Consider the following 25931-nt stretch of genomic DNA (forward strand, 5'->3'; position numbering starts at 1 on the left):
TGTAAAGGAAAGGATTAACTTGTTTCTTACTATAAAGGGAGAGTGTGAATTTCATGTGAACTCCTAGTGAAATTAAGACAAATTATTTGACTTCTTTTACTTTTTGTAAATTAAAATAAAATACAACGCTATTAGTGGTATTATACACGCCGTATTCAGCGTGATGGAGATCTAAAATGTTTTTCACAATGGATAACCCAAGGCCAGTACCCCCAGTATGACGGCTACGAGAAGCGTCTAAACGGTAGAAGCGATCCCAAATTTTTTCAAGGCTTTCTTCTGGAATAGGATTACCTGTGTTTTCAATTTTGATTTTCACTGTATCTTCCGTTTCTATAATAGAGACGTGTATTTTTTCACCATCTGGAGTATATCGAATTGCATTGCTAAGTAAGTTTACAACGACTTGCTCAATACGGCTACGATTTGCTTTAACAAATAGAGAAGAGTCAGCATGGATGTCCACTTGTAAATGTTTTTCCTCCATGCTAAATAATAATTTTGTATAGACTTGTTGAATTAATTCACCGATCGAGAATGTCGACATTTCTAGTTTGTACGTACCTGATTCTAGTTTTGCTAATTCTAACATTTCAACAATGAGCCTGTTCATATTATCTGTCTCTTCCAAAATAACATTTGTATAATATGTCGTATCTTTACTTACGCCATCTTGAATACCTTCAGCGAAGCTACGAATAACACTAAGTGGTGTTTTTAATTCATGAGATACACCAGAAATGAATTCTTTTCTCGTTTTTTCCAATTGACGTTCGCGTTCAATATCTTGTTGTAATTTTGTATTAGCAACATTTAATCGGTCGATTCGATCTTTTAAATTTACAGAGAGTGTATTAATACCACTTGATAACCCGCCAATTTCATCGTCTGCTGTAACAGGTAACTTCTCGCTAAAATCAAAGTTGGCCATTTTTTTTGTAACACGATTTATCTTAATTAATGGTTTAACAATGATTTTTGAGTAGTAGAAGGATAACAAAATAATAACGAGAAACACGATAATTAAGGCATAGACATAATAATCTTTTAAAACGAGCATTGCTTCATTCACAGGTTGTAAAGATGCTATCACAAAAGCGTACTCCTTAGTTTTTCCGTTTTCCATAATAGGCTTTACAAAGACACTGTTTTTTATATTTTCCCCACTATCTAAAATATACGTGTTTAATTGATTTGAATTAGAAGTACCTTGTCTAATAGTGCTTGCAAAATATTCAACAGCTTGTAATGTTTCAAAATCATTTGCAAGGCGAACCTCAGATTTGGAAGGGATATGTAATTTAGATATCACACCGGTAAAACTGATCTGAGACGTAGTTTTATATCGATTTGTGAGTCTATTTTTAGAGGGGTTACCACTAATTGTTTGAAAATCCGAATTGACATTTTCATTTCGCCATCGATTATAATTAGTCGTCAGTTCTAGTGGCGTTATTATATTATCTTGTAAAAATCCCTCTACGTGAATCATGCCCTCTTTTTTTAAGCCTAAATTTTCGAATTTATTATATTCTTCGGGTGTTAAAAGATTATTAAGTGGGATGGAATAGGTTTTATTGTTATTAGGGTTAATTACCTCAATGTAGTAATTGTTTTCACTTTTAATAATGCCGTTAGAATCTAAAAATTGCATTTCAGCATTCGTTTTATCGTGAAATTCTTGTTTTAGCTTTCTGATTTCCTCAAAACTTTTGTCGCTTTTTTCATAATTATCTACGAATTTTTCAAAAGCCGTTTGAACGGTTTTTACTTTTTTATTAATATAAAACTTCTCTAAAAATAGAGATTGTCCAAGGAAAAAAAGGAGAAATATGATTGTAAATAAAGTTGATGTTAATAAAAATAGTTTAAAGACGATGCTTCTGTTCTTCACTGTTTCACCTCGTATGAAAAATACTGTAATATAAATGATTTCTTAATTATAACAAAGGTTACAAAAAAGTAGAGGGGATAAATCTGTCTCTCTCTAAAGTAGTTTTTTATAGAAAGTCACATAAAGAGACGGTACAGTGACTATAGAAGTATTTTAGCATAAAAAAGAACTCGCCAGACGTATGACGAGTTCTTTAGTGTACTATTGCTGAATTGCTGCATCTAAAGCGATTTCAATCATTTCGTTAAATGTAGTTTGACGCTCTTCAGATGTAGTTTCTTCACCAGTGAAGATATGGTCGCTTACTGTTAATACAGATAATGCATTTACACCATATTTAGCTGCTAATGTGTAAAGAGCAGTCGTCTCCATCTCTACTGCTAATACACCGTAATCTCCAAGTTTTTTAACCATGTCCATGCTCTCACGATAAAATACATCTGCTGTTAATACGTTACCAACACGAACGTGTAATCCTTTTTCTGTTCCAGCATCGTAAGCTTTCTTTAAAAGATCAAAATTTGCAGCAGGAGCAAAATCAAAACCCGGGAATGTTAAGCGATTCATATTAGAATCTGTACAAGCCGTCATCGCAATAATAACGTCACGTACCTTAACATCTTTTTGAATTGCACCACATGTCCCAACACGAATTAAATTTTTCACTCCGTAGCTTTGAATTAATTCGTTTACATAAATAGAAATAGAAGGAACACCCATGCCTGTACCTTGAACAGATACACGCTTTCCTTTGTAAGTTCCAGTAAAACCTAACATACCACGCACGTTATTATAACAAGTAACATCCTCTAAAAATGTTTCAGCAATATATTTTGCACGTAATGGATCACCAGGTAATAGAATAGATTCAGCAATTTCGCCTTGTTTTGCTTCAATATGTACACTCATGAAAAATCCTCCTTATAATGTATTGATAGAAATCAATATCATTTGCATTATACACTACGACTCCTTTCAATTAAAATCTTTTTTATTTGTAATATGTGCAAAAGAGGAGGATTTCATAAATCATAATCTAGAATATATATTTAAGAGGTTTTGCATGGATAAAGACAATAAAAATGGTAGGTGATATTTTGAAAAATCTTGTCATTGGGCTTATTGCACTAGTACTTATTGTGGCAGGAGGATTTTACATAAAAAAATATCAAGAAACTGTAGAAACGACCGGAGATGTTCAAGAAGTGAAATGGGATGTGAAAAATAAAAAGGGAAATGAAAAAGCCGATATTTCGTTTCAATTGCTAAATAAAATGAATAATGAAGTTCGTGGTGTGAACGATCAAATTCGAGCAGTGATAGTGGATGGGAATTTGAAAAACATACAACAAACGAAGCCTATATTTGCTGGAAATGGATCGTATAAGCTATCTTCAGATGTAGCAAAAGGTGAAGGGTACACGATATTTTTGTATGAAAATGAAAACAAGTCCGTGGAATCATTTGCTAAGAAAGATTTTGGTGAAGAGAAAAAGGAGACAAACAAGGACAAGAATAAAAAGAAGCTACCTGTCGATACTGTACTTACAAAAAATATAGGAGAGCATCAAGTGTCTCTTTTATTTGGTGCATTACATCCGAATGAGGCAACGACATTAACATTTCAGTTTCAAGCGAAAAAGGGAGAAAAGCTGAAATTAAATTCAGGGAGAGGCGAAGTCAACGCGCTATATATCGTTGATGAAACGAGGGGACATTTTTTATATGCCATTCCTGTTGATACGGATGAGCAATTACAATATCGTATTACATTTCCAGAAGAAGGAACATATAAAATATGGGGGGATTTCTATATAAATGGTAAGAAGTATGAAAAGGAGTTTAGTATACAAGTGCAAAAACGAAAAAACAGCTAAGTACTTAGCTGTTTTTTCGTTTTCCTATTAATTTTGTTACAGAGAGCATTGTAATTGGTAAAGAATGATTCTTTCGAAATGCTAAATACTTTCCACTCCATGCAGGTTTGTATTTTTCTTTAAAATGTCGTAAACCGCTGAAGCTATATGTGTAACGAACGTTATTAAATATTGCAGCAGCAACTCGTTCAGACCAGAACGATTGCGTTGATAAACCGACATTTGAGAGTGGTGCCATACCAATATTAAAGGAATGGTATTCATTTTCTTTTGCCCAGTGGAATAAGTGGATAAAAATTGCATCCATAATTCCGCTAGGGGCATCTGGATAATAACGCATTAAATCAACAGATAATATGCCACTTTGATATACTGGCATAAAGGTTGTGAATGCAATGGTTTTTCCTTCTGCATCAGATAATGTAGCGATAGGGGCACGACTAATATACTCACGATCGAAGTACCCAAGTGAAAATCCTTTCTCTTTTTTTCCGCCGAGCCAAGCATCAGAAACTTTCTTTAATTCCTCGTATAATTCGTCTGAGAATGGTGGCTGATGAATAGAGAATGTATAACCTTCTCGTTCAAAACGGTTGAAAGTGGCTCGCATACCAGCACGTTTCTTTCCTGTTATTGTAAACGTATTTAAATCAACGACAGCCTCTTCACCAAGTTTAAAGAAGTTGTAGCCAAAATCGTGGTATAAGCTCATCCATTTGCTTTCAATTTGATAGAATACGCAAATATACCCAAATCGATCAGCTTCAGTTAAAAATTCTTGCAACACAGTGCGGTAGGAGGAGGGATCACCAATTGGATCACCTAGTACAACAAGACGTTTTCCAGTAATTGAAAAGAGAAGAAGTGCTTTTCCGTCACTACTGAAGAAGAACTGTTTATCTCCTAAAAAACCTAAATGACTAAGTACATTCCCGCCATGTTCATCTAAGAAGTTTTCTAACCTTTTATCATTAGCTGGTTGCCCGGGAAATTGACTACGGTAACGATTGGCAATTAGTGAGCCGATAAGTAAAAAAGTAGGAACGAAAAAGGCTGCTGCTAATGCACTTCGTTTAACTTGTGTAATATTTCGAACGACAAAATCAGGTTGGAACGCTTCTTTTGCACCCGCAAATAAAATACCTAAGTTTTTATATAAATATAGCGTAAGTAATAAGAAGATAAATACTTTTACGATATCAGAAAGTGAGACTTCCATTTTCTCGCGTATAAATCTTTTACGAAGCATATACAACACAGCAAGTACGATTAATAAAATAAAGGTTTCTTCAATGTCAATTCCTTTTAGGGTATTAAAGATTGCTGCTCCAATTAAAGAAACAATCGTCATATAGTAAGAACGCTTTGTTCCATAATATATGCCTCGCGAAAGAATCAGGAGGAGAATACCGAATGTTAATGATAAGCTAAAAGAAAATTGAATAAGGTGCTTTGGAGCTAAAATATGTAAGGCGTGAGCTCGATTTATACTAGTCGGTAAAATTGTTGATAGAATAACCATTAAGCCAGCGAATACTGTTAAAGCGGCGGATGCCCATGAACCTAATTTCCCTAAAAAATCACGTTGTAAAGTCCAAATTACACCAGTTGTTTCTAACGCAGGTGCAATAAATGGTTTATCTTCAATTTTTTTTATGGCAGCTCCTGTCATTTCAAAGGCTGCAAAAATGAGACCTAGGCAGAACGGTAAGATGTAATAGACAAGTCGGTATAATAACATAGCAGGTAGTAATACGCCTGTATCAACGCCGTATTGTCCTAGTCCAGTTAAGAAAACAAGGTCAAATGAACCAAGGCCACCAGGAACAAGACTTACGACACCAGCTAAAGCAGCAATTACGTAAACACCTAAAAACTTTTGAAATTCGATATCAATTCCAAACAATATTAAAATGACGTACATAACGATACCGGCAGATACCCACTCGACTAATGAAACTAATGAATATAAAACAGTTGGATTTTTCTCTTCTTCTTCTTCTTGTCCGTCTAGCTGTTTTGTTTTTCTATTTTTAATTTTAGAAAACCCAATATATATAGGAACGAAAAGAGCAAAGAAGATAAGAACAGGCCATAACCACGGTTTTTCGTGCAGAATAAAACTAGTGTCTAATATTCCAATAAGGCCGAGGAATGACAGAATGGCTAATCCGTTAATAAAAGCGGTTGTCATCCAAGCAATACTTTTAATAAGTTTTCCATTATCTTTTATATGCGGACGATATAGCATTGTACGTACACCGGCACCAACAAGACCACCAAAACCGATAAATCCATTTAAAGTGTTGGCAATCCATGAGATGCGGAAGATCTTTTGTACAGGTATATCTGCTTTTAAGTAACGAAGCATAACAAAGTCATAAAAGAACATTGTTGAAACGGCAAATGCACCGAGTGTAATCGCTAAAAATACCCCACCAGTTGGAATGTTTTTAATTGTTTCAATTGCTTCTAAAAAAGAAATGCCTGCTAATTCTTTTTTAGCTTGAAAGAAAACAATTGTTAAGACAACAAATGGGAAGATTATTTTCCCGATTTGTAAGAAACGTTTCCATGAAAACGACATAAATACAACTCTCCTTGTGTAAGAAAACTGAGACAATAATATTATTATGACAAACTTCAAGAAAAATAAAAAGGTAAATTCCTGTATAGGGAAGCTATTTTTTATATAGGTTATATTTAAAAGAATATTTCGTTTATTAGAAAATTGAGTTAAGATAAGGTGAAAGAAGGAAGAGAGGGGAAGTAGATGATTATAATAGGTTATGCAGGATATGAGTTAGAAAAAGCAAAACCGAATACATCAGAAGATTTTTTTAATAGATCTGAAGTAACATATATATTAAATAATCAAGAGAAAACCTTTTCTGTCTTATATGTTCGATATTTTGAAGAAATTTTACAAGAAATTATCCCTTTTGAAGGAAATCCAGTTTATAAAGTAGAAGAACAAGACGTATATTTACGAGATATTGTAGCGATCGCTTGTTTAGTGAAGGATAAAGAGCTACGCGCGCAGAAGCGCTTGTATCTCAATGAAGTAACAGAATTTCAACGATACTTTGATGAGGGAACAGTGGTGAAAGTACAAGAAATATTAGCTGAATTACATAAAAATAAAAGAGTAGAAATAGCGTAAAACGGCAAAGGAGAGAGAAGCCATGTCTAATTTGATGGTTGAAAATCAAACAGAACAAGTTTCTATATTTTTAGAAGATGTAATTTTCTTGATAACTAATTATGTAAATTATCATACGTTACCTTCTTTATTGGAGGAGACACCAACAGGAAACGAGCAATACTATAAAGGGATATTAGCATCAATAAGAAGACTTCTTGTTTTTTGTGAAGAAGGACTTGATGCATGTTTTGTTTTGTTGAATAGCCAACCATTTCGAAAGACCGCAGCTGAAACAGTTTTATATAAGATTTACCATCAAGTAATTGCAGAGTTTTTTTCGCCAAAGAATGATCATTGGTATGAAAATAGTCGTTCTGCTTATACAGGGAAAAATTCTATTGTTTTTCAGCAAATCCCCCCTGGATCTATAGAACGAATGATGAAGGATTTAGAAGGGAAATTTCAATTGATGCGTGAAGAACTAGAATATTATGAGACAGATTACCAAACAAAAATGTTGCACAAATATTAATTAAGGAAAAGAAGCTAAGGATACTTAGCTTCTTTTCCTTTTGTCCAGTTATATAAGGGATTTTAATTGAATATAGTTAAAGTGGATAGCATCAAGGAGGTGTGACATGAGTCAGCAAGGTGTATTTACAGATTACTTTCATGAAGTAGAAAGCTGGTGTGAAAGTGTTCTTCAAGTATTAGATAGCCGTGCAATGGAAGTGTATGATGTCCATATGCTTGCTTATAAAATTCAAACGTTATTAGAGCGTATGAAAGAGCATGAATACGACACAGATGCCGAGTTTATGTATGAAATAAGTGATGATGTAGAACATATTCAACACCATTTACAGGAAGTATTTATGCAAGAAGGAGAGGAATATGAACTATGTGAAAGAGGGGATAGCGAACGAGCTGTTCCGATTGGGGGGCATACCCTTCCGCCATTACCTTATCCATATAATGCGCTAGAACCGTACATTTCACGAGAAATTATGATGTTACACCATGATAAACACCATCGTAGTTACGTGGAAGGATTAAATAAAGCAGAGAAGATGATGGAAGAAGCAAGAAAAACGAATCAATTTGATTTAATTAAGCATTGGGAAAGAGAAGCGGCTTTTCATGGATCAGGTCATTACTTACACACGATATTTTGGAATAACATGAAAAAAGATGGTGGTGGAAGTCCGAGAGGGGCTTTTTCACAACAAATTGAGCAAGATTTCGGAAGTTTTTTACGTTTTCAAAAGCATTTCACGGAAGCCGCTTCTAAAGTGGAAGGTTCAGGATGGGCAATTCTTGTATGGGTACCCCGTTCAGGAAGGTTAGAAATTTTGCAAAGCACGCTTCATCAATTGTTTACACAGTGGGATACGATACCACTCCTTGTACTGGATGTATGGGAACATGCGTATTATTTACAATATCAAAATCGAAAAGATGAATATATTAAAAATTGGTGGAATGTTGTAAATTGGCCAGATGTAGAAAAGAGATTTGAAAGTGCGAAGCAAATTGAATGGACACCGTATTAGACGCATATCTCATGCGTCTTTTTTAGTGGAGGTGGAAGGAAGATTTCGTTCATATTTTAAAAGGCCAAGCATACACTTGTACAAAAAGTGCCAAAAGGACGTGGGGGGGAAATATGAGACGAATTTGTATAATAATTACGCTAATTATAATGTACGCAAGCGTTATGCCAATTCCTGCATATGCAAAAATGAACGGTGGTGTCAGTGCTCGTAACGCAGTCTTAATGGAACAACAATCCGGTCGTGTGCTATATGGGAAATTAGAACATGAGCCACAAAAAATTGCTAGTATAACAAAAATTATGACAGCATTGTTAGCTGCTGAATCAGGAAAAATGAAAGAATTAGTATCGGTTAGTAATGAAGCGGTACGAGTAGAAGGATCGGCAATTTATTTAAAACCTGGACAAAAAGTTAAGTTAGAAGATTTAGTTTACGGATTAATGCTTAGATCTGGTAATGATGCAGCACAAGTAATTGCTGAAAATGTGGGAGGGAGTATAGAAGGATTTGTATATTTAATGAATGAAAAGGCGAAAGAAATCGGAATGAAAGATACGCATTTCTCAAACCCGCATGGCTTGGATGGGGATGGATCGCATTATTCGTCGGCTTATGACATGGCATTATTAACGAAATATGCAATGGGGAACGAGACCTTTAAGAAAATTTTTGGAACAAAAACGTATAAATCAGATTCTTGGGATTATCCGTGGAAAAATAAACATAAGCTTGTGACATCTTATTATGAATTTGCAACAGGGGGAAAGACAGGTTTTACGAAGAAAGCAGGACGGACGCTTGTCACAACAGCTTCCAAAGATGGACTAGATTTAATTGTCGTAACTTTGAGTGCTTCTAGTGACTGGGATGATCATATGAATTTGTTTGATAAAGGCTTTGAACGCTATAAGCAAGCGAAAGTTTTAGGACAAGGCGCACTCGCTGAAATAAATGAAAAGAAATATGCCAATCATGTTTATACGAAAAATAGTTTTTCTGTACCTTTAACTGAAGAGGAAAGAAAGAGCGTGTTATTGAAAGTTGAGCTCGATAAAAGTGCAAAACTTACGGATGGAGTAAAGATTGGGAAGACAGAAATTTATGTAGGGAACGAGAAAGTTGGAGAACGAAATTTGTTTTACAGTAAACGAAAGTTAGTAGCTACAACGGGAATGTATTGGAATAACGTAAAAGAAATCTTCTCTTACATGATAGGTGTTGGGATAGATGGTTAATCTCGTATGGGCAGCGATGGCAGTTATAGGGATTGTGTATGCCATGATAAATGGAACGATGGAAGAAGTGACCAAAGCAGTGTTTGAAGGGTCAAAAGATGCTGTAACGATTTGTATTGGACTTATTAGTGTTTTAGTATTTTGGCTCGGTTTAATGAAAATTGCGGAGGAAGCTGGATTGTTAAAGAAGTTAGTATCACTTTTTATGCCGATAGTAAAAAGATTATTTCCAGAAATACCGAAGGATCACCCGTCAATGGGATTCATTTTATCAAATATGATGGCGAACTTTTTTGGGTTAGGTAATGCAGCAACACCTTTAGGTATTAAAGCAATGGAACAACTGAAAGAGTTAAATGGTGGAAAGGATTCAGCAAGTCGTTCTATGGTGACGTTTCTAGCATTAAATACTTCAGCGATTACATTAATTCCGACTACTGTCATTTCGATTCGAATGACTTATGAATCAGCATACCCTACTGAAATCGTTGGCGTAACATTTATAGCACAAGTGTTATCGATGATTGGAGCGATTTGGATTGACCGCTATTTTTACCGGAGAAGGAGTAGAAAGGGGCGGAAAAAATGAGTATTGTAAATACAATTTCATTATGGGTAATTCCTTGTGTAATTGGTTTTATCCTTTTGTATGGCACGATAAAGAAAGTTCCAACGTACGAATCGTTCGTTGAGGGCGGAAAAGAAGGGATTCAAATTGCGGTTTCCATTTTGCCGTTTATGGTTGGAATGCTTGTATCTATTTCTATTTTCCGGGCATCAGGTGCTTTAGATGCGATGATATCGGTAATGAAGCCGATGTTAGACTTTATTCATGTACCAGCCGAAATCGTTCCACTTGCACTTATACGTCCGATTTCGGGATCTGCTGGTTTAAGTATTACGACCGACTTAATCGCTACATATGGGCCAGACTCGTTTATTGGTAGGTTAGCTTCAACGATGCAAGGTAGCACAGATACGACTTTTTATATATTAACAGTATACTTTGGGGCTGTCGGTATTAGAAAAATGGGAGATGCATTAAAGGTAGGACTTTTTGCAGATTTAATCGGAATTATTTGTTCGATTGTGTTTGTTTCCCTATTGTTTCGGTAATGCTATTCATTTTTTGCGCTATTTCGCTTATAATACGTATACGACCACTATTAACGTGTAGTTTAATAGTGGTTTTTTTATGCGGTATTTTTGACAAAATGGTGAACTTTTATCGTGGACAACATGAAAAAGTGTAAATAATAATAAAGGGTGAAAACGTGATATAGCCTTTATACGTTTATTATCATTGCTATGTTGTTAAAGGTAGGCGAAGTAAATGGCATAAAGCTTAGGCGGTTGCCAAGTCTTTCTAATGTAAGGTAAGATAAATTTGAGGTGAAAAAAAGAAATGGAACGATTACAAAAAGTGATTGCGCAAGCAGGTATTGCATCGAGAAGAAAGGCTGAGGAATTAATTCAGCAAGGGAAAGTGAAAGTTAATGGGAAAATAGTGAAGGAGTTAGGAACAAAAGTAACTCCTCAAGATAAAGTGGAAGTAAATAACATCCCTCTTGAAAAAGAAGAACCTGTTTATTTTTTACTATATAAACCAACTGGTGTAATTTCAAGTGTATCAGATGATAAAGGAAGAAATGTTGTAACAGACTTTTTCCCTGAAATTAGACAACGTTTATTCCCAATCGGACGCTTAGATTATGATACGTCTGGCGTATTATTGATGACAAATGATGGTGAATTTGCAAATGTATTAATGCATCCGAGATATAAGGTTGAAAAAACGTATGTTGCGAAAATTAAAGGGCCATTAACAGGTGATAAAATTCGCATGTTAGAACGAGGTGTTGCATTAGAAGATGGGAAAACAGCACCAGCACAAGTGAAAATTATTTCTTGGGACAAGCGTAAAGAGATGGCGATTGTACAATTAACGATTCATGAAGGACGTAACCGTCAAGTACGCCGCATGTTTGAAGCGTTAGATTGTAAAGTAATGAAATTAAAACGTGAACGTTATGCCTTTTTAGAAGTGGGTAGCTTGCGTCCTGGTGATGCAAGAGAATTAACACCACATGAGGTGAAACAATTACGTGCATTGGCTTCTACAAAGCCGCGCTAATCGATAGTGTGAAACTTTCACCAGTGGAATGCTCCGCTGGTGATTTATTAAAAAATACATATATTCATCACTCGTCGAAGAGAGGGGAGACAATATGAAAAAAAATCGCTTATTATTTCGTGTTATTATTCTACTCATTTTATGCGGTGCTGTAGGATTTACACTTTATCAAGGATTTTTTGCTGATAAAGAGAAAATGCAAATTGGAAAAGAAGCACCTAACTTTGTTGTGACAGATTTAGAAGGAAAGAATATTGAATTAAAAGATTTAAAGGGAAAAGGTGTATTTTTAAATTTTTGGGGCACTTGGTGTAAACCGTGTGAAAAAGAAATGCCTTATATGAACGAATTATATCCAAAGTATAAAGAAAAAGGCGTTGAAATTATTGCGTTAGATGCAGATGAAACAGATATTGCTGTTAAGAACTTTGTGAAACAATATGATTTGAAATTCCCAGTTGCTATTGATAAAGGAACAAAAATCATAAGCACATATGGGGTAGGACCATTACCGACAAGCTTTTTGATTGATAAAGATGGAATAGTAGTCGAACAAATTATAGGTGAACAAACGAAAGAACAGTTAGAAGGATATTTAAAGAAAATTACTCCGTAATAAAGAAAGCCTTTACATATGAGGTGCATCCTTATAGTGCCTCTGATTTAAAAATTCTGAGTATTGCGGTAACTTGAGGTTAGAATATACAATAGTACATATAGATATAGGGGCGGTGAGAGTGTTGAAAGAAATTAAGTGTGAATGTGGACATGTTAATCCGATAGGAACCATTTTTTGTGAAGCATGTGGGAAACCATTTGAAAGTAATGAAAATATAAAATTATTGGATATGAGATATGAGGGGAGTGCTCGGAGATCTCTCACACATACAAAAACGATAGTCGATAAAATTTGGAGTTTTTTCTCTTCTGTAAAAGTAGGTGTATGGTTAATCGTAATAACTTTAGCTGCATCGGCAATAGGAACTATCTTTCCCCAAGAAATGTACATAACTCCAGGAATCGAACCAGCTGAATATTATAAGACCGAGTATGGATTTTTAGGACAATTATACTATCAATTAGGATTTAATAATTTATATGGATCATGGTGGTACATGATTTTAATTGCTTCCATTGGTATTTCACTTGTTATATGTAGTTTAGACCGTGTCATTCCTCTTTATAAAGCTTTAAAAAAACAAGGGGTGAAAAGACACCCAAGTTTTTTGAAAAGACAGAGAGTGCACGGGACTGGTACGCCGCATGAAGGTGACTTAGAACGAGTTCAAATTAATTTAAAGAAACGTAATTATAATGTGAAAGTGGAAGACGGTAACATTTTAGCTGAAAAGGGACGGTTTTCACGCTGGGGTCCATATGTGAATCATATTGGTCTCATTATCTTTTTATTCGGTGCAATGCTCCGTTTTTTACCGAGTATGTACGTAGACGAAGCCCTTTGGTTACGTGACGGTGAAACGAAAGAAATACCAGGAACGGATGGTCAATACTATTTAAAAAACGAGAAATTTATTAAGGAAGTTTATGATAAAAGTAAGGACAAGGAAGTTTTTGATGAAGCGATTGATCGTGTAGGCGATAAAATGATTGCGAAAAACTTCCAAACGAATGCTGTATTATATAAAGCGGTCGGCGAAAATATAGCAGGACAAAAACCGAAATTAGAAAAAGTAAAAGAAGCGGAAATTCGAGTGAATGAACCGCTGAAATTTGATCAATTTGCTGTATATCAAGTGGATTACAAAGAAAGTGAATTTAAAAGCATGTCATTCCATTTGCAAAACAAAGAAAATAATCAAAAGTGGGGACCGATTAAAGTAGATTTAACGAATCCTACAGAAAAATTTGATTTAGGAAATGGTTATTCTTTAGAACTATTAAGCTATTTTCCAGATTTTTATTTTGACGAGAATGGAAGACCAAATACGAAAACGAAATTACCAAACAACCCTGCATTTGTGTTTAAAATGTTTACGCCTGAAACACCAGATGGTGAAGTGAGTTTTGTCGGTATTCAGCAAAATATAGAACCAGATGGGAATAACAAATATAAAATGTCCTTTGCAGGTGTGGAAATGCAAAATGCAACAGCACTTACTGTAAGGAAAGATTTAACGCTTTGGATTCTCGGTATTGGAGGATTTATATTTATGGTTGGTGTGATGCAAGGGATGTATTGGAATCATCGCCGTATTTGGATACAACGCGTTAATGATGAATGGTGGATTGCAGGACATACGAATAAAAATTGGTTCGGTTTAAAGAAAGATATTGAAAGAGTACTAGAAGGTACAGCAATTCCGCAGCCAAGCGATAAAGTAGTGGATAAAAAAATTAGTTAAGGTGGGGAAACGATATGGTGCAAATAAGTAGTAACTTTCTCTTTACCGCATTTATTTTATATTTAATTGCAACTCTATTTTTCGGGGGAGCAATTAAAGAAAAAGGTCATAAATGGGCAAATATAGGAATAACGATTACAATTTTAGGGTTTATTGCACAAACAGTATATTTTGTTACAAGATGGATTGCATCAGGACATGCACCAGTTAGTAACTTTTTTGAATTCGGTACGTTTTTCGGCATGATGCTTGTTGGAGCATTTATTGTCATGTATTTTATGTACCGCGTAAGTATAATTGGACTCTTTGCATTACCAGTTGCGCTTTTATTAATTGCATATGCTAGTATGTTTCCGAGGGAAATATCTCCGCTTATTCCATCTTTAAAAAGTAATTGGTTACATATTCACGTGACGACTGCAGCAGCAGGACAAGCAATTTTAGCAATTAGTTTTATTACGGGCGTTATGTATTTATTGAAGAATGTAGATCAATCAACGAGAAGCAAACGTACATTTTGGTTAGAGACAGTAGTTTTCACACTTGTTTGTACAGTTGGGTTTATTGGAATAACAACGGTATTTTCTAGTATGAAATACGAAGCGAAGTTTCAATGGATTGATAAAAATGAACAACAAGTTGAAATGAAGTATAATCTCCCTGCTTTAGTTGGACCGCATGAAGGGAAGTTAATGACAGAAAATAAATTAGAGCCAACAGTTGAAGTTCCAGCGATTGTAAATGCGAAAAAATTAAATACTGTTATTTGGTCAGTGTTAGTGGGAACGCTACTTTATATTGTATTAAGACTTGTTTTACGTAAGCGAGTGTCAGCGGCACTTCAGCCGTTAGTAAAGAATACGAATAGTGATTTATTAGATGAAATCGGATATCGTTCTATTGCGATAGGATTCCCGGTGTTTACATTAGGAGCATTAATCTTTGCAATGATCTGGGCTCAAATCGCTTGGACGCGCTTTTGGGGTTGGGATCCAAAAGAAGTTTGGGCGCTTATTACTTGGCTCTTTTATGCTGCGGTATTACATTTACGTTTATCTAAAGGATGGCATGGAGAAAAATCCGCCTGGCTTGCAGTGATTGGTTTTGCAATCATTATGTTTAACTTTATTGTAGTAAACTTAATTATCGCGGGTTTACATTCATATGCATAGAGAAATAAAATAGGAAAGTGTATGTCACTTTCCTATTTTATTTTTGTCAAATTTTCTTCTTTTTTGAGAAAAACATGACAAAGTAGCGGTTGATTCTGTAAAATGATGTCGAGGACCAAATATACTGTTCAAAAAAAATACATAGTTTTGGAAAAAAAATGAACAAACTTTATTATTCTTGTGAAGCATAATATGGGAAGTGGAACGTTAAAAAATGCTTAATTAAACGAGGATAGGTGCAACATTATATTGTAGAAGGGTAGGTGTAAACCGTTGTGGTAAAAGTACGCAGCGGGTAGAAATGGAAAATGAATCAAGAATTTTAATTGTAGACGATGAGGATCGTATTCGTCGTTTATTAAAGATGTATTTAGAAAGAGAGCAATACACAATTGAAGAAGCGGATAATGGTGATACAGCTTTAGAAATGGCGTTACAAAATGATTATGATTTAATCCTACTGGATATTATGATGCCTGGTAAAGATGGTATCGAAGTGTGTAAAGGGATTCGTGAGAAGAAAGCGACGCCAATTATTATGCTGACAGCAAAAGGTGAAGAAGTAAATAGGGTACAAGGGTTTGAAGTTGGAACTGATGATTATATTGTAAAGCCGTTTAGCCCGCGTGAAGTAGTACTTCGTGTGAAAGCAGTATTACGCCGCGCTGTACCAACGACATTCTTTACACAAGATACAACGACGAAAGATGTTACTGTTTTCCCGCATTTAACAATTGATAATGATGCGCACCGCGTTACAGCGGATGGTAATGAAGTAAACTTAACACCGAAAGAATATGAATTACTATTATTCTTAGCGAAATCCCCGGATAAAGTTTTTGACCGTGAGCAATTGTTAAAAGAAGTATGGCAATATGAGTTCTTCGGAGATTTACGTACAGTTGATACGCATGTAAAGCGTTTACGTGAAAAGTTAAGTAAACAATCACCAGATGCAGCGAAAATGATTGTTACCGTTTGGGGCGTAGGTTACAAGTTTGAGGTTGTGAACGACTGATGCTTTGGAGAAGTGTAGTAGGGAAGTTATGGATGACCATATTACTTCTCGTTTCGTTTGTTCTTGGATTTGTTGCTATTTTACTTTCACAGTTTTTTAGAACGTATTATGTTGATATGAGTGAAGCTAGGCTTCAGAAAGTTGCAACAAGTGTCACGGAATTAATTGAAGAAGGTGCCGATGTAAAAACGATTGAGGATATTGCTTACAAATTTTCTGATCCACTTTCAAGGATTATCATTGTAGAAGACGGTAAGGAAATTTCTTCTTCGCCGAAACAAGAAGGATTAGTTACTCTTACAATAGATGATTTGAAAAATGATAAAGAATTAGCAGCTGTTTTTACAGATAAAAAGGATATTAAGAATAATATTAGAAAAGCTTCTAATAGTAGGAAGAATAAAAATACTGAAAATGATATTATGATCGTCGGGAAACCAGTACAGTCAAAAAATCAAAGTGCAGTGTTTGTATATGAATCATTGCAAGTTCCAATACAAGGTATGGAGAGAACGACTGATTTTATTTTCTTATCAGCCGGGATTGCGATTATTTTAACAACTTTCTTTGCATTTTTCTTATCTACTCGAATTACGGCACCGCTTCGTAAAATGCGTGAGGTTGCATTTGAGGTAGCGCGCGGGAAATTTGATACGAAAGCCCCTATGGTGTCGCAGGACGAAATTGGTGAGCTTGCAACTGCTTTAAATCAAATGGGGAAACAGTTGAAGTTTAATATGAATGCCCTGCAGCAAGAAAAAGAGCAGTTAGCTAGCATTTTGAGTAGTATGGCAGATGGTGTTGTTACGTTAAATCAAGAAGGTGAAGTCGTTGTTATCAACCCACCGGCAGAACACTTCTTACAAGTTTGGCAAGAAGAAAAAGAAGTAGAGTTAATTAAAAAACTGCCTTCTGAACTTGTTGAACTATTCCATCTCGTTGTAGAAAGTGAGCAACAACAAGTTGTTGAAATTAATTTGCAAAAAGGTAACTACGTAGTTCTTATGACACCGCTTTACAATCAAACAAAAATTCGTGGAGCTGTAGCAGTATTGCGAGATATGACGGAGGAGCGTCGTCTTGAGAAAATGCGTCAAGACTTTATTGCGAATGTATCACATGAGCTTCGTACACCGATGGTAATGCTTCAAGGATATAGTGAAGCAATTTTAGATGATATTGTGCAAACGAAAGAAGAAATTAATGAGTTTGTTCAAATTATTTATGATGAATCTGTTCGTTTAGGTAAACTTGTAAATGAGTTATTAGATTTAGCCCGTATGGAAAGTGGACATGTAGAGTTACATATAGGTGAAGTAGATATTCATCCATTTGTCGAAAAAATTGGCCGTAAATTCCAGGGGATTGCAAAGGATAAAGAAGTCCAATTAACAGTGGATTTCCAAAGTCCAATTGAACAATATCCGTTTGATGCAGACCGTATGGAACAGGTACTGACGAATTTAATTGATAATGCAATCCGTCATACAAATGCAGGTGGACATGTTACACTTGTAATTAATACGAAAAATAGTGGCCTTACTTTCGAAGTGCAAGATTCAGGTGCTGGTATTCCAGAAGAAGATATTCCGTTCTTGTTCGATCGATTCTATAAAGCTGATAAAGCGAGAACGCGAGGGAAAAAAGTTGGAACAGGACTCGGGCTTGCGATTGCTAAAAATATTGTTCAAGGTCATGACGGGAAAATTTCTGTATCAAGTGTCGTTGGAGAAGGAACTACATTCTCTGTATATTTACCAAATCGTATAATTTAGATATATATGTTTTTAAAAAGTTGATCATGAATAAAAGCTTTACTGTTTTTTTATTTTTTTGTAAGTGCAATTAAATAAAGAATGGTAGAGTTTTTTTCTTTAATAATCAGAATGAAAATAAAAAGAGAGGTGTCATAATGAAATGAAACTTTATACAAAAACAGGTGATAAAGGGGAAACGAGTGTCATAGGTGGCCGAGTGGATAAAGATCATATACGTGTAGAAGCTTATGGAACAATTGATGAGGCGAATTCTCATATCGGATATGCCATGTCTAAATTACAAGAGGAATGTTTTCGTAACATTTATAACGAACTTGAAAATATTCAACATGAACTATTTGATTGTGGAGGGGATTTAGCAATAGTAGAGAAGAAAATCCCTTATAAAGTAACGATAGAGATGGTCGAGTATTTAGAGAGACGAATTGATTCGTATACAGAAGAAGCGCCGCCTTTAGAGCGTTTTATTTTACCAGGCGGTAGCGAGATATCGGCTGCACTACACATTGCACGTACAGTTATAAGAAGAGCAGAACGTTGTATAGTGTCATTGCAAAAAGAAGGAGAAACCAATGAAATTGTTCTAAAGTATATAAATAGGTTATCTGATTATTTATTTGCGCTTGCTAGAGTAATAAATGCGCGTTTACAAGTGAAAGATGTGGAGTATAACCGTGGTGCACTTGTTTTTCGTAATAAAGAAGAGAAGGAAGTGGAGTAATCCACTTTCTTTTTTTTGTATACTTTTTTCTGTAATATCCCACAATAGAGAAGGTATGACGGTTATTAGAAAACGGAGGATGTATATGAAAGCGTTAAAATGTGGCGTGGTGATATTGAGTGTATTATTTTTATCTCAATTACATGTTTACGCTGAAGGGAATCAGTGGATATGGCCTGTTGATGGGCAGATAAGTGATTATTTTGGGACAAGACATGGGAAACACTATGGTATTGATATAGCTGCGCCTATTGGAACGCCTGTTGCAGCTATTCAAAATGGTAAGGTGACAAAGTCTTATTTTTCAAGTAGTTATGGAAATGTTGTGTTTATTAAACATGGAGAATATGAGGCTGTTTATGCGCATTTAAATAAGAGATATGTAGTTCAAGGTGATAACATTTCAAAAGGAGAGCTAATTGGAGAGGTAGGGAATACAGGAGAATCGCGAGGAGCGCATTTACATTTAGAAGTGCATCAAGGGAGATGGACGATGGAGAAAAGGAATGCGATGAATCCGTTGCTTGTTTTAAATGAACAAAAAAATCAAGTTGTGTCATCATCACTGTATATTGTACAAAAAGGTGATACTTTAGTTGGTATTGCCCGGAAATTTAGTATGACAGTTGAGGAAATTAAAGTGAGGAATGGATTGCGACAAGAGCAAATCTATCCGAACCAACAACTATACGTCAAGTAAAGGCAACGTCTCAAAAGCATAACTTTTGAATAAATTTATTTTTTTCTTATTTAAGATTGCGATAGTAAATGAAATTATATCGAACATAGCTCTTATTATATCGACATTTCGACAAGAAATGTCGACTAATAATAAAATGCGACAGTAAGAGCAACCTATTCCTAACGAAAAACCGTCCCAAAAGATCTTTTGGGACGGCTTCTTTTACCAAAAAATAAAGACACATATAAATCCAGTAATAGCTAAGTAGCTATATAAGTAAAAGACTTTTGTTCTTGTTTTTTCTTTTGTCCGAAATAGTACGATATTTGGTTCGATTAGACCAATTGTAAGACAAAGTAAACCAAGAAGCATAAAGCCAATTGAAAGAGAATACAGGGCGATTTGTGGTGCTTGAAATGGAATCATCCATTTTAATAAAAATGCAATAAGTGCAGTGTAACAAATGCAACCGATGTATTTATTCAATGGTGTATCAGAACGGAAACCAGGAAGTTTCTTGGAAAACGGACGGGAAACAACTTCCGTTTGTAAAGATGTATGTTCTTCAATTATTTTTTGAGCTTCTTTTCCTTTTTGGAAAAGGGATAAAATCCAGTTTCGCTCACCTTGGAAAATAAATTGAGAAGTTGTTAAATAGTGATCAACTTTTACCTTATTCCAACTCTTCCATGGATGACGCTCACACAATTTTAATTTACTTTCTGTTTTTTTATCATACTGATAAATACTTATGCCATCTTGGTCAAAAGTAGCGTAGTATGTCTCTCTTGAGAATGTGCCTAGATCAATTGGACAGTAGAAAAGTAATTCTTTTTTCAAATAAAAGTATTCTTTTCTTAAGTTCTTTTTCATTGCTTCTCGAATAGAGTGTCTTTTATCTTTCTTCATGACATTTCCTCCATAACTCAGAAAATGTTCTTATCTTAACAATTCAACATCTTATCACTTTTGACGACATATGACTAGGGGGATTCATAAGAGAAATACCGAATTATAAAAAATATGGGTTGTATTGTAAAATATAGTGATCGTTTCTTTAATTATATAAAATCAATAACTTATTTTTAGTAAGTTACACTTTTTTTGTTCACAATACGATCATGTTGTTGTATAATGAAGTGGAAAATAGAATATCGGTCTATCTTCGGGGCAGGGTGAAAATCCCGACCGGCGGTGATGAACATTTAATAATTTCGTTCTAAGCCCGCGAGCCGTTAAGGCAGGATTTGGTGTGATTCCAAAGCCGACAGTACAGTCTGGATGGGAGAAGATGGAGGTTCAAGCGTTCAAAAAAGATAAGTATTTGAACGTCTGTTTGATGTGCCTTAAAATTCTCCCTTTGTGTAAATCACAAAGGGTTTTTTCGTTCTATGAAAAAATAGGCATAGCAGAACCTTTCCACTTTCCATGAGAAGATCGATGGAAAAGGAGAGAGAAAGATGAAACAAAAAAACAGTGTAGTGCAGATGGTGAGTGTAGCGATGCTAAGTAGTATTGCGTATTTACTAATGATGTTGGATTTTCCATTCCCAGGGCTTCCGCCATTTTTAAAAATTGATTTTAGTGATGTGCCAGCTTTAATTGCGGCGATAATTTTTAGTCCAATTGCAGGTGTAATTGTAGAAGCGATAAAAAATATTTTGCATTACGGAATTCAAGGAAGTTTAACGGGAGTACCAGTAGGAGAAGTAGCAAACTTTATAGCGGGATGTTTATTTATTGGTCCAGCAGCATTCTTATTCCGAAAGTATCGCACAGTAAAAAGTTTAACGACAGGATTAATGCTAGGTACAATTACTATGACAGTTATTATGAGTGTGTTAAACTACTTTATTATTTTACCAGCGTACACTTGGTTTTTAAATTCACCAGCTATGTCTAGTGATATTATGCGACAAACTATTGTAACGGCAATATTACCGTTTAATGTAATTAAAGGAATTGTTGTAACAATTGTATTTGTAGCATTATTTTCACGCTTGAAAGTATGGGTATTTGCAAAAATGAAAAATGCTTAAAAATATTAAACCATTGGCAGCGTAACTGCTAATGGTTTTTTTGTTAGTGAGAATGAAAAAGAGTGCAAAAAATCCCCCTCATAAGTATGAGGGGGATTTTTTGAAGTTAATAAAAGACTATTCGAATTTTAAAGAGTCGCCATCAAATGATTCGTCAGCAACTTTAATTGAGTCAGTTGGACAACCTTCGAATGCATCCATCATATCTTCAATTAATACATCTGGAATTTCAACGATACCTTGGTTATCGTCTAATGTTACAAATGCAATGCCTTCATCATCATAGTCATAAATGTCTGGTGCAGCAGCACCACAAGCACCGCATGCAATACAAGTATCTTTGTCAACGATTGTATATTTTGCCATATTTTTTCCCTCCTGATAATATGTATGTGAAAAGTTCGCCAAAAAATTATAATCTTATTGTAAAACGGTTTTAAAAACTTTTCAACATAAAATTATAATGATAATGCTTATCAATTAGAGTGTCAACTTATTTTTGAATTATTTCATAAGATTTTCAAAATACTTAAATGTTATTTCGTTTGATACAATAGAATATATACAAGCATGTAGTGTGAATATGATAAGTTAAATGAATAGCAGTTAATGTGCAATCGTATTGAAAAAGGAATGAAGTTAGACTGAGAGGTGGAAGCGGTAATGCAGCTACAATATACTTTATTATATTGTTTAAAACAATTGAATGGTGAAAGAACCGTTTCTTCGATTTATTATTTATTAAAAGGAAAGAGATCGTCGCAAACATTACAAGATGGGAATATGTTTCAAATTTCTTTTTTGTTTGGGATTTATAAGTCATTAAATAGAGCTGATTATGATCAAGAAGTTGCAAAGTTGTTACAAACGGATTTAGTTCAAGGTATACATGATAATACATATGTGTTAACGACTGCTGGTAACTTGCAATTAAACAAATGGGAAGGTGACTTTGCCTTTCCGACATATTTAAATGGTTTACACTATGGTGAAATAGGTGAAACGTTTTGGAAGAGATTATCATTGATCGTTCAAACCATTTCGAATTTACAACAGGCGAATACGAAATTTATTCCAATTCAACAGGATACAGAAATAATGATGTGGGTGAAACGTTTTCTCACTGGAATACCGTATATGAGAAGTGAATTGGCTAAAAGATTATGGAAGGAAATGCATACTCTTTTACAAAAAAATAATCCAGTAGAGGCGACAATCGTAATATATCGGTTAACTGGGTATAAACGTATTGGGTGTACTTTACAACAATTAGCGGAAATTACGAAACAAGATATATTTCGAGTGTATTTTTTATTTTGGGGTACAATTCATTTCCTTATTCAAGAAGTTCGCAATAAAGAAAATGAGTTTCCATTATTAGCTGAAATTATATCTTATCCAAATGAGAAAGCTGATTTATTTAGTTTATCAACGAAAAAAACATATAATCTTTGGAGACAAGGACGCTCTTTAGAAGAAATAGCAACAATTCGGAATTTGAAGGTTGCCACGATAGAAGACCATTTTGTAGAAATTGCTTTACGAGAAAAAGAATTTTCTATTGAAATGTTTATGGAAAAAGAAAAAATGGAAAAAGTAACAAAAGTAATTGAAGCATTACAAACACGTAAATTGCGTGTGTTGAAGCAAGCGGTTGGAGAGGAAATCTCTTATTTTGAAGTACGTCTTGTATTGGCACGGATGGAGGGTATAAATGAAGCTTGAGGAATATTTATATAAGTGGTTTGGATATTCTGAATTTCGTCCGGGGCAAAAAGGAGTTATTACGGACTTATTGGAAGGAAAAGATGTTGTAGCAATGCTTCCGACTGGAAGGGGAAAGTCAATGTGTTATCAACTTCCGGGGCTTCTGCAAGAGGGTACGGTGCTTGTTGTATCACCATTATTATCTTTAATGGAAGACCAAGTTACGCAATTAAAGTATGTCGTGAAAAATCGAGTTATTGCATTGAATAGTTTTCGGACGTTAATTGAAAAAAGAGAAGCAATGAAAAAGCTATCTTTTTATAAATTTGTTTTCGTATCGCCAGAGATGTTGCAGTCGGAACTTCTAATAAGAGAATTGAAAAAAATTCATATTTCATTATTTGTCGTAGATGAAGCGCATTGTATTTCACAATGGGGCTATGATTTTCGGCCAGATTATAAAAAATTAGATAAAGTAATTGAGAGTATCGGATCTCCGACAGTACTAGCATTAACAGCAACTGCGACAAAGGATGTATTGCGAGATATAGCGGAAAGTTTAAATCTAAAAAATATTGCTGAGCATGTGTACTCAATTGATCGTCCAAATATTGCGATGGAAGTGCAATTTGTGGAAACAATAGAAGAAAAAAAAGAGGCGCTTTTTGAGCATGTAATGTATTTGCAAGGGCCTGGTATTGTTTATTGTTCAAGTAGGGCCTGGACAGAGCGTTTAACCGAGTATTTAAGAGGAAAAGGAATTACAGGTGTAGCTTTTTATCATGGTGGTATGGAACATGAAGAGCGTATGTTAATTCAACAACAGTTTATGAATGACCAGTTGCAAATTGTAATATGTACAAGTGCTTTTGGGATGGGGGTAAATAAGGCGAATACAAGATATATTATTCATTTTCAATATCCGACAAATGTAGCTTCCTATTTACAAGAAATTGGAAGAGCGGGAAGAGATGGAGAATTGAGTATAGCCATTTTATTATGTAGTCCATTGGATCACGATTTGCCAATTTCAATCATTGAAGATGAATTACCAAGTAAATCGCAAATACAATTTTTATTTTCGTTACTACAAGAAAGAATGTTTCAAACGAAAGTATTACCATTAGAAGATGTAGAAGAAATTTGTTATAATGCAGCAAGATTTAATGAACAGTATTGGCGCTTTACACGTTATCATCTCGAACATCTTGGAATCATACAACAGCGAAATCTCATGTTAGAGAGCTTGTCAGATGAAATAATGCACAGATTAATAGCGGAAGTGGAAGTGAGAATGCGTAATAAATATAGTGAGCTAGAAAATATGAAGTCATGGATACAAGTTCAAGGATGTAGACGTGAATATTTATTACAACAATTCGGTTATAGAAAAGAAAAAGAGATAGAAAACTGTTGTGATTACTGTGGTATTACAAAAACGGATTATAAAAAAAGACGAGCGCAACAGTTAGTTTTCGACTATAATTGGGAAACAGAGTTACAAAAGCTTTTCGGCCTAGGAAAGATGGAGGAATGATGAACATTCAAAGGCATAATGTTGAAGATATGAGTCCGAGAGAAATAAGACTGAATCTCTACATAACACAACTAATCATTATTGGTATCGGTTGTTTACTAGCATATATATTATTTCAAGATAAAAGAGAAGTTTATAGTTTATGGAAATGGGAACCGGTTTCTATACTTTTAATAGGTAGCTTGTTAGCGATTTGTATTGTGTTATTAGATTATGTTGCAATGCGAGTGTTTCCAGAATCTTGGTTTGATGATGGTGGCATTAACGATAGAATGTTTCAAGGGATTTCTGTCATGCATTTACTCGTTATCACGTTTATTATTGGCTTTGCGGAAGAGTTTTTATTTAGAGGTGTAGTGCAGACTCATTTCGGAATTGTAATAGCGAGTTTAATTTTTGCTGTGTTACATATTCGGTATATAACGAAGCCTTTTTTGTTTTGTTTCGTCTGCTTTATTAGTTTTGTTTTTGGTTATGTATTCGAGTGGACAGGAAATTTGTTTATAACAATCTTTGCACACTTTCTTGTTGATTTTATAATGGGGCTCCAATTAAGAAAATAAATGGAAGGTGGTGGTGAACAACATGAGAAAACGAATTCCTGATTTTGAAGAGGAGTTAGAAGTTGAGCAAGTGGAAGAAGATGAAAGTTTACCGCCGCGTAGTGAAATTCATAGAAATAAAGAGAACAAACCAAAGTTTAAAATGAATCACATTTTCGTCCGAGTGTTAACATTTTTGTTCATATTGTTACCTATTAGTATCCTATGGTATACAGATAAGTATATACAGGTAAAAAGTGATAGTAATAATGCTGAGAAAAGTGCGTTTGAAGTAATTTTCTTTGATTCCGCTAAGACTGAATCAAAGAAGCAGCCTGAGAAAGTAGCAACTCATGTTGTGAAAGATGGAGAAACTTTAGAAAGTATAGCGAAGCAATATTTCTCAGATGAAGATGGGATAGAAATAATAAAAAAGTATAATGATTTACAAGAAGACGAAGTGAAGGTAGGACAAGAATTGAAAATTCCTATAAAAGATAAGTCCACGAAGTATGAGAGCTAGCTAAATGA

25 protein-coding genes and 1 riboswitch are annotated in these 25931 nt (G+C 34.7%); of the genes, 20 read left to right on the top strand and 5 right to left on the bottom strand.

The window, feature by feature from the left end; all coding sequences use genetic code 11:
* Positions 1-82: 82 nt before the first annotated feature.
* A complete protein-coding gene (locus tag JFU54_RS23485; protein ID WP_002141011.1) occupies positions 83-1894 on the bottom strand; it encodes a sensor histidine kinase in 1812 nt (603 codons plus the stop codon).
* Positions 1895-2095: 201 nt separating this feature from the next.
* On the bottom strand, positions 2096-2803 hold the full coding sequence (gene deoD, locus JFU54_RS23490) for a purine-nucleoside phosphorylase (protein ID WP_000110707.1): 708 nt from the start codon (positions 2801-2803) through the stop codon (positions 2096-2098).
* 173 nt (positions 2804-2976) lie between these two features.
* Between deoD and JFU54_RS23495 the strand changes: the two genes are divergently transcribed.
* On the top strand, positions 2977-3771 hold the full coding sequence (locus JFU54_RS23495) for a hypothetical protein (protein WP_044438004.1): 795 nt from the start codon (positions 2977-2979) through the stop codon (positions 3769-3771).
* 4 nt (positions 3772-3775) lie between these two features.
* On the opposite strand, the gene mprF is transcribed toward JFU54_RS23495, so the two are convergent.
* Positions 3776-6358, bottom strand: coding sequence for a bifunctional lysylphosphatidylglycerol flippase/synthetase MprF (gene mprF / locus JFU54_RS23500; RefSeq protein ID WP_201066595.1), 2583 nt, complete (start codon positions 6356-6358; stop codon positions 3776-3778).
* Positions 6359-6544: 186 nt separating this feature from the next.
* Here mprF and JFU54_RS23505 point away from each other — a divergent pair, with 186 nt between their 5' ends.
* The 14 genes from JFU54_RS23505 to JFU54_RS23570 all read left to right on the top strand — a co-directional run bounded on the left by JFU54_RS23505 (position 6545) and on the right by JFU54_RS23570 (position 19593).
* Entirely contained in the window at positions 6545-6934 is a 390-nt protein-coding gene (locus JFU54_RS23505) for a hypothetical protein (RefSeq protein ID WP_002011745.1), read from the top strand.
* A 22-nt stretch (positions 6935-6956) separates the two neighbouring features.
* Entirely contained in the window at positions 6957-7448 is a 492-nt protein-coding gene (locus tag JFU54_RS23510; RefSeq protein WP_201066597.1) for a YpuI family protein, read from the top strand.
* Between the two features lie 106 nt (positions 7449-7554).
* The gene (locus JFU54_RS23515) at positions 7555-8469 is read left to right on the top strand and encodes a superoxide dismutase (protein WP_002030730.1); all 915 of its coding nucleotides are present in this window, start codon (positions 7555-7557) and stop codon (positions 8467-8469) included.
* 113 nt (positions 8470-8582) lie between these two features.
* Positions 8583-9707 (top strand): D-alanyl-D-alanine carboxypeptidase family protein, encoded by a 1125-nt coding sequence (locus tag JFU54_RS23520; RefSeq protein WP_002086664.1) that lies wholly within the window; start codon positions 8583-8585, stop codon positions 9705-9707.
* Positions 9700-10296: a nucleoside recognition domain-containing protein gene (spmA, locus tag JFU54_RS23525; protein ID WP_201066599.1), complete on the top strand. Its 597-nt coding sequence runs from the start codon at positions 9700-9702 to the stop codon at positions 10294-10296. The genes JFU54_RS23520 and spmA overlap by 8 nt, the downstream gene beginning before the upstream one ends.
* Positions 10293-10823, top strand: coding sequence for a spore maturation protein SpmB (gene spmB, locus JFU54_RS23530; RefSeq protein WP_002086660.1), 531 nt, complete (start codon positions 10293-10295; stop codon positions 10821-10823). Before spmA ends, spmB begins: the two co-directional genes overlap by 4 nt.
* Positions 10824-11112: 289 nt before the next feature.
* A complete protein-coding gene (gene rluB, locus JFU54_RS23535) occupies positions 11113-11841 on the top strand; it encodes a 23S rRNA pseudouridine(2605) synthase RluB (protein WP_002064494.1) in 729 nt (242 codons plus the stop codon).
* Between the two features lie 94 nt (positions 11842-11935).
* On the top strand, positions 11936-12457 hold the full coding sequence (resA, locus tag JFU54_RS23540; protein WP_131246000.1) for a thiol-disulfide oxidoreductase ResA: 522 nt from the start codon (positions 11936-11938) through the stop codon (positions 12455-12457).
* Positions 12458-12578: 121 nt separating this feature from the next.
* On the top strand, positions 12579-14204 hold the full coding sequence (resB, locus tag JFU54_RS23545) for a cytochrome c biogenesis protein ResB (protein ID WP_201066602.1): 1626 nt from the start codon (positions 12579-12581) through the stop codon (positions 14202-14204).
* 14 nt (positions 14205-14218) lie between these two features.
* Positions 14219-15376: a cytochrome c biogenesis protein ResC gene (gene resC, locus JFU54_RS23550; RefSeq protein WP_061675124.1), complete on the top strand. Its 1158-nt coding sequence runs from the start codon at positions 14219-14221 to the stop codon at positions 15374-15376.
* Between the two features lie 301 nt (positions 15377-15677).
* Complete coding sequence (gene resD / locus JFU54_RS23555) at positions 15678-16394, top strand: DNA-binding response regulator ResD (RefSeq protein ID WP_002011758.1); 717 nt, start codon at positions 15678-15680, stop codon at positions 16392-16394.
* Positions 16394-18169 carry a sensor histidine kinase ResE gene (resE, locus tag JFU54_RS23560; protein ID WP_085963310.1) on the top strand — a complete coding sequence of 592 codons (1776 nt, stop codon included), beginning with the start codon at positions 16394-16396 and terminating at the stop codon, positions 18167-18169. The genes resD and resE overlap by 1 nt, the downstream gene beginning before the upstream one ends.
* Positions 18170-18311: 142 nt before the next feature.
* The gene (locus JFU54_RS23565; RefSeq protein ID WP_088039050.1) at positions 18312-18893 is read left to right on the top strand and encodes a cob(I)yrinic acid a,c-diamide adenosyltransferase; all 582 of its coding nucleotides are present in this window, start codon (positions 18312-18314) and stop codon (positions 18891-18893) included.
* Positions 18894-18978: 85 nt separating this feature from the next.
* Positions 18979-19593: a peptidoglycan DD-metalloendopeptidase family protein gene (locus tag JFU54_RS23570; RefSeq protein WP_002141020.1), complete on the top strand. Its 615-nt coding sequence runs from the start codon at positions 18979-18981 to the stop codon at positions 19591-19593.
* Between the two features lie 204 nt (positions 19594-19797).
* On the opposite strand, the gene JFU54_RS23575 is transcribed toward JFU54_RS23570, so the two are convergent.
* Positions 19798-20484 (bottom strand): hypothetical protein, encoded by a 687-nt coding sequence (locus tag JFU54_RS23575; protein ID WP_201066604.1) that lies wholly within the window; start codon positions 20482-20484, stop codon positions 19798-19800.
* 248 nt (positions 20485-20732) lie between these two features.
* A riboswitch (FMN riboswitch) is annotated at positions 20733-20872 on the top strand.
* Positions 20873-21035: 163 nt separating this feature from the next.
* Here JFU54_RS23575 and JFU54_RS23580 point away from each other — a divergent pair.
* Positions 21036-21614 (top strand): ECF transporter S component, encoded by a 579-nt coding sequence (locus JFU54_RS23580; RefSeq protein WP_002011769.1) that lies wholly within the window; start codon positions 21036-21038, stop codon positions 21612-21614.
* A 117-nt stretch (positions 21615-21731) separates the two neighbouring features.
* On the opposite strand, the gene JFU54_RS23585 is transcribed toward JFU54_RS23580, so the two are convergent.
* Positions 21732-21980: a ferredoxin gene (locus JFU54_RS23585; RefSeq protein ID WP_001151994.1), complete on the bottom strand. Its 249-nt coding sequence runs from the start codon at positions 21978-21980 to the stop codon at positions 21732-21734.
* Between the two features lie 297 nt (positions 21981-22277).
* Between JFU54_RS23585 and JFU54_RS23590 the strand changes: the two genes are divergently transcribed.
* Genes JFU54_RS23590 through JFU54_RS23605 form a run of 4 tightly spaced genes read left to right on the top strand, consistent with a single transcriptional unit; the run spans position 22278 to position 25923 of the window.
* The gene (locus JFU54_RS23590; RefSeq protein WP_133059784.1) at positions 22278-23339 is read left to right on the top strand and encodes a YpbB family protein; all 1062 of its coding nucleotides are present in this window, start codon (positions 22278-22280) and stop codon (positions 23337-23339) included.
* Positions 23329-24858: a RecQ family ATP-dependent DNA helicase gene (locus JFU54_RS23595; RefSeq protein WP_002086642.1), complete on the top strand. Its 1530-nt coding sequence runs from the start codon at positions 23329-23331 to the stop codon at positions 24856-24858. Before JFU54_RS23590 ends, JFU54_RS23595 begins: the two co-directional genes overlap by 11 nt.
* Positions 24858-25421, top strand: a complete 564-nt coding sequence (locus JFU54_RS23600; RefSeq protein WP_002064506.1) for a CPBP family intramembrane glutamic endopeptidase — start codon at positions 24858-24860, stop codon at positions 25419-25421. Before JFU54_RS23595 ends, JFU54_RS23600 begins: the two co-directional genes overlap by 1 nt.
* Before the next feature lie 22 nt (positions 25422-25443).
* Positions 25444-25923, top strand: a complete 480-nt coding sequence (locus JFU54_RS23605) for a LysM peptidoglycan-binding domain-containing protein (protein WP_002126396.1) — start codon at positions 25444-25446, stop codon at positions 25921-25923.
* Positions 25924-25931: the final 8 nt, after the last annotated feature.

This window comes from Bacillus sp. TH19 (genome assembly GCF_016651075.1).
Classification (GTDB): domain Bacteria; phylum Bacillota; class Bacilli; order Bacillales; family Bacillaceae_G; genus Bacillus_A; species Bacillus_A mycoides.

Excerpts from the sequence above, each read along its gene's own strand:
- resD (WP_002011758.1), top strand. The coding sequence starts at position 15,678 with ATGGAAAATGAATCAAGAATTTTAATTGTAGACGATGAGGATCGTATT.
- JFU54_RS23590 (WP_133059784.1), top strand. The coding sequence starts at position 22,278 with ATGCAGCTACAATATACTTTATTATATTGTTTAAAACAATTGAATGGT.
- JFU54_RS23600 (WP_002064506.1), top strand. The coding sequence starts at position 24,858 with ATGAACATTCAAAGGCATAATGTTGAAGATATGAGTCCGAGAGAAATA.
- JFU54_RS23580 (WP_002011769.1), top strand. The coding sequence starts at position 21,036 with ATGAAACAAAAAAACAGTGTAGTGCAGATGGTGAGTGTAGCGATGCTA.
- rluB (WP_002064494.1), top strand. The coding sequence starts at position 11,113 with ATGGAACGATTACAAAAAGTGATTGCGCAAGCAGGTATTGCATCGAGA.
- mprF (WP_201066595.1), bottom strand. The coding sequence starts at position 6,358 with ATGTCGTTTTCATGGAAACGTTTCTTACAAATCGGGAAAATAATCTTC.
- JFU54_RS23510 (WP_201066597.1), top strand. The coding sequence starts at position 6,957 with ATGTCTAATTTGATGGTTGAAAATCAAACAGAACAAGTTTCTATATTT.
- JFU54_RS23595 (WP_002086642.1), top strand. The coding sequence starts at position 23,329 with ATGAAGCTTGAGGAATATTTATATAAGTGGTTTGGATATTCTGAATTT.
- JFU54_RS23570 (WP_002141020.1), top strand. The coding sequence starts at position 18,979 with ATGAAAGCGTTAAAATGTGGCGTGGTGATATTGAGTGTATTATTTTTA.
- JFU54_RS23605 (WP_002126396.1), top strand. The coding sequence starts at position 25,444 with ATGAGAAAACGAATTCCTGATTTTGAAGAGGAGTTAGAAGTTGAGCAA.
- resC (WP_061675124.1), top strand. The coding sequence starts at position 14,219 with ATGGTGCAAATAAGTAGTAACTTTCTCTTTACCGCATTTATTTTATAT.
- JFU54_RS23585 (WP_001151994.1), bottom strand. The coding sequence starts at position 21,980 with ATGGCAAAATATACAATCGTTGACAAAGATACTTGTATTGCATGCGGT.
- spmB (WP_002086660.1), top strand. The coding sequence starts at position 10,293 with ATGAGTATTGTAAATACAATTTCATTATGGGTAATTCCTTGTGTAATT.
- resE (WP_085963310.1), top strand. The coding sequence starts at position 16,394 with ATGCTTTGGAGAAGTGTAGTAGGGAAGTTATGGATGACCATATTACTT.
- JFU54_RS23495 (WP_044438004.1), top strand. The coding sequence starts at position 2,977 with ATGGTAGGTGATATTTTGAAAAATCTTGTCATTGGGCTTATTGCACTA.
- resA (WP_131246000.1), top strand. The coding sequence starts at position 11,936 with ATGAAAAAAAATCGCTTATTATTTCGTGTTATTATTCTACTCATTTTA.
- deoD (WP_000110707.1), bottom strand. The coding sequence starts at position 2,803 with ATGAGTGTACATATTGAAGCAAAACAAGGCGAAATTGCTGAATCTATT.
- JFU54_RS23575 (WP_201066604.1), bottom strand. The coding sequence starts at position 20,484 with ATGAAGAAAGATAAAAGACACTCTATTCGAGAAGCAATGAAAAAGAAC.
- JFU54_RS23520 (WP_002086664.1), top strand. The coding sequence starts at position 8,583 with ATGAGACGAATTTGTATAATAATTACGCTAATTATAATGTACGCAAGC.
- JFU54_RS23505 (WP_002011745.1), top strand. The coding sequence starts at position 6,545 with ATGATTATAATAGGTTATGCAGGATATGAGTTAGAAAAAGCAAAACCG.
- JFU54_RS23565 (WP_088039050.1), top strand. The coding sequence starts at position 18,312 with ATGAAACTTTATACAAAAACAGGTGATAAAGGGGAAACGAGTGTCATA.
- JFU54_RS23515 (WP_002030730.1), top strand. The coding sequence starts at position 7,555 with ATGAGTCAGCAAGGTGTATTTACAGATTACTTTCATGAAGTAGAAAGC.
- spmA (WP_201066599.1), top strand. The coding sequence starts at position 9,700 with ATGGTTAATCTCGTATGGGCAGCGATGGCAGTTATAGGGATTGTGTAT.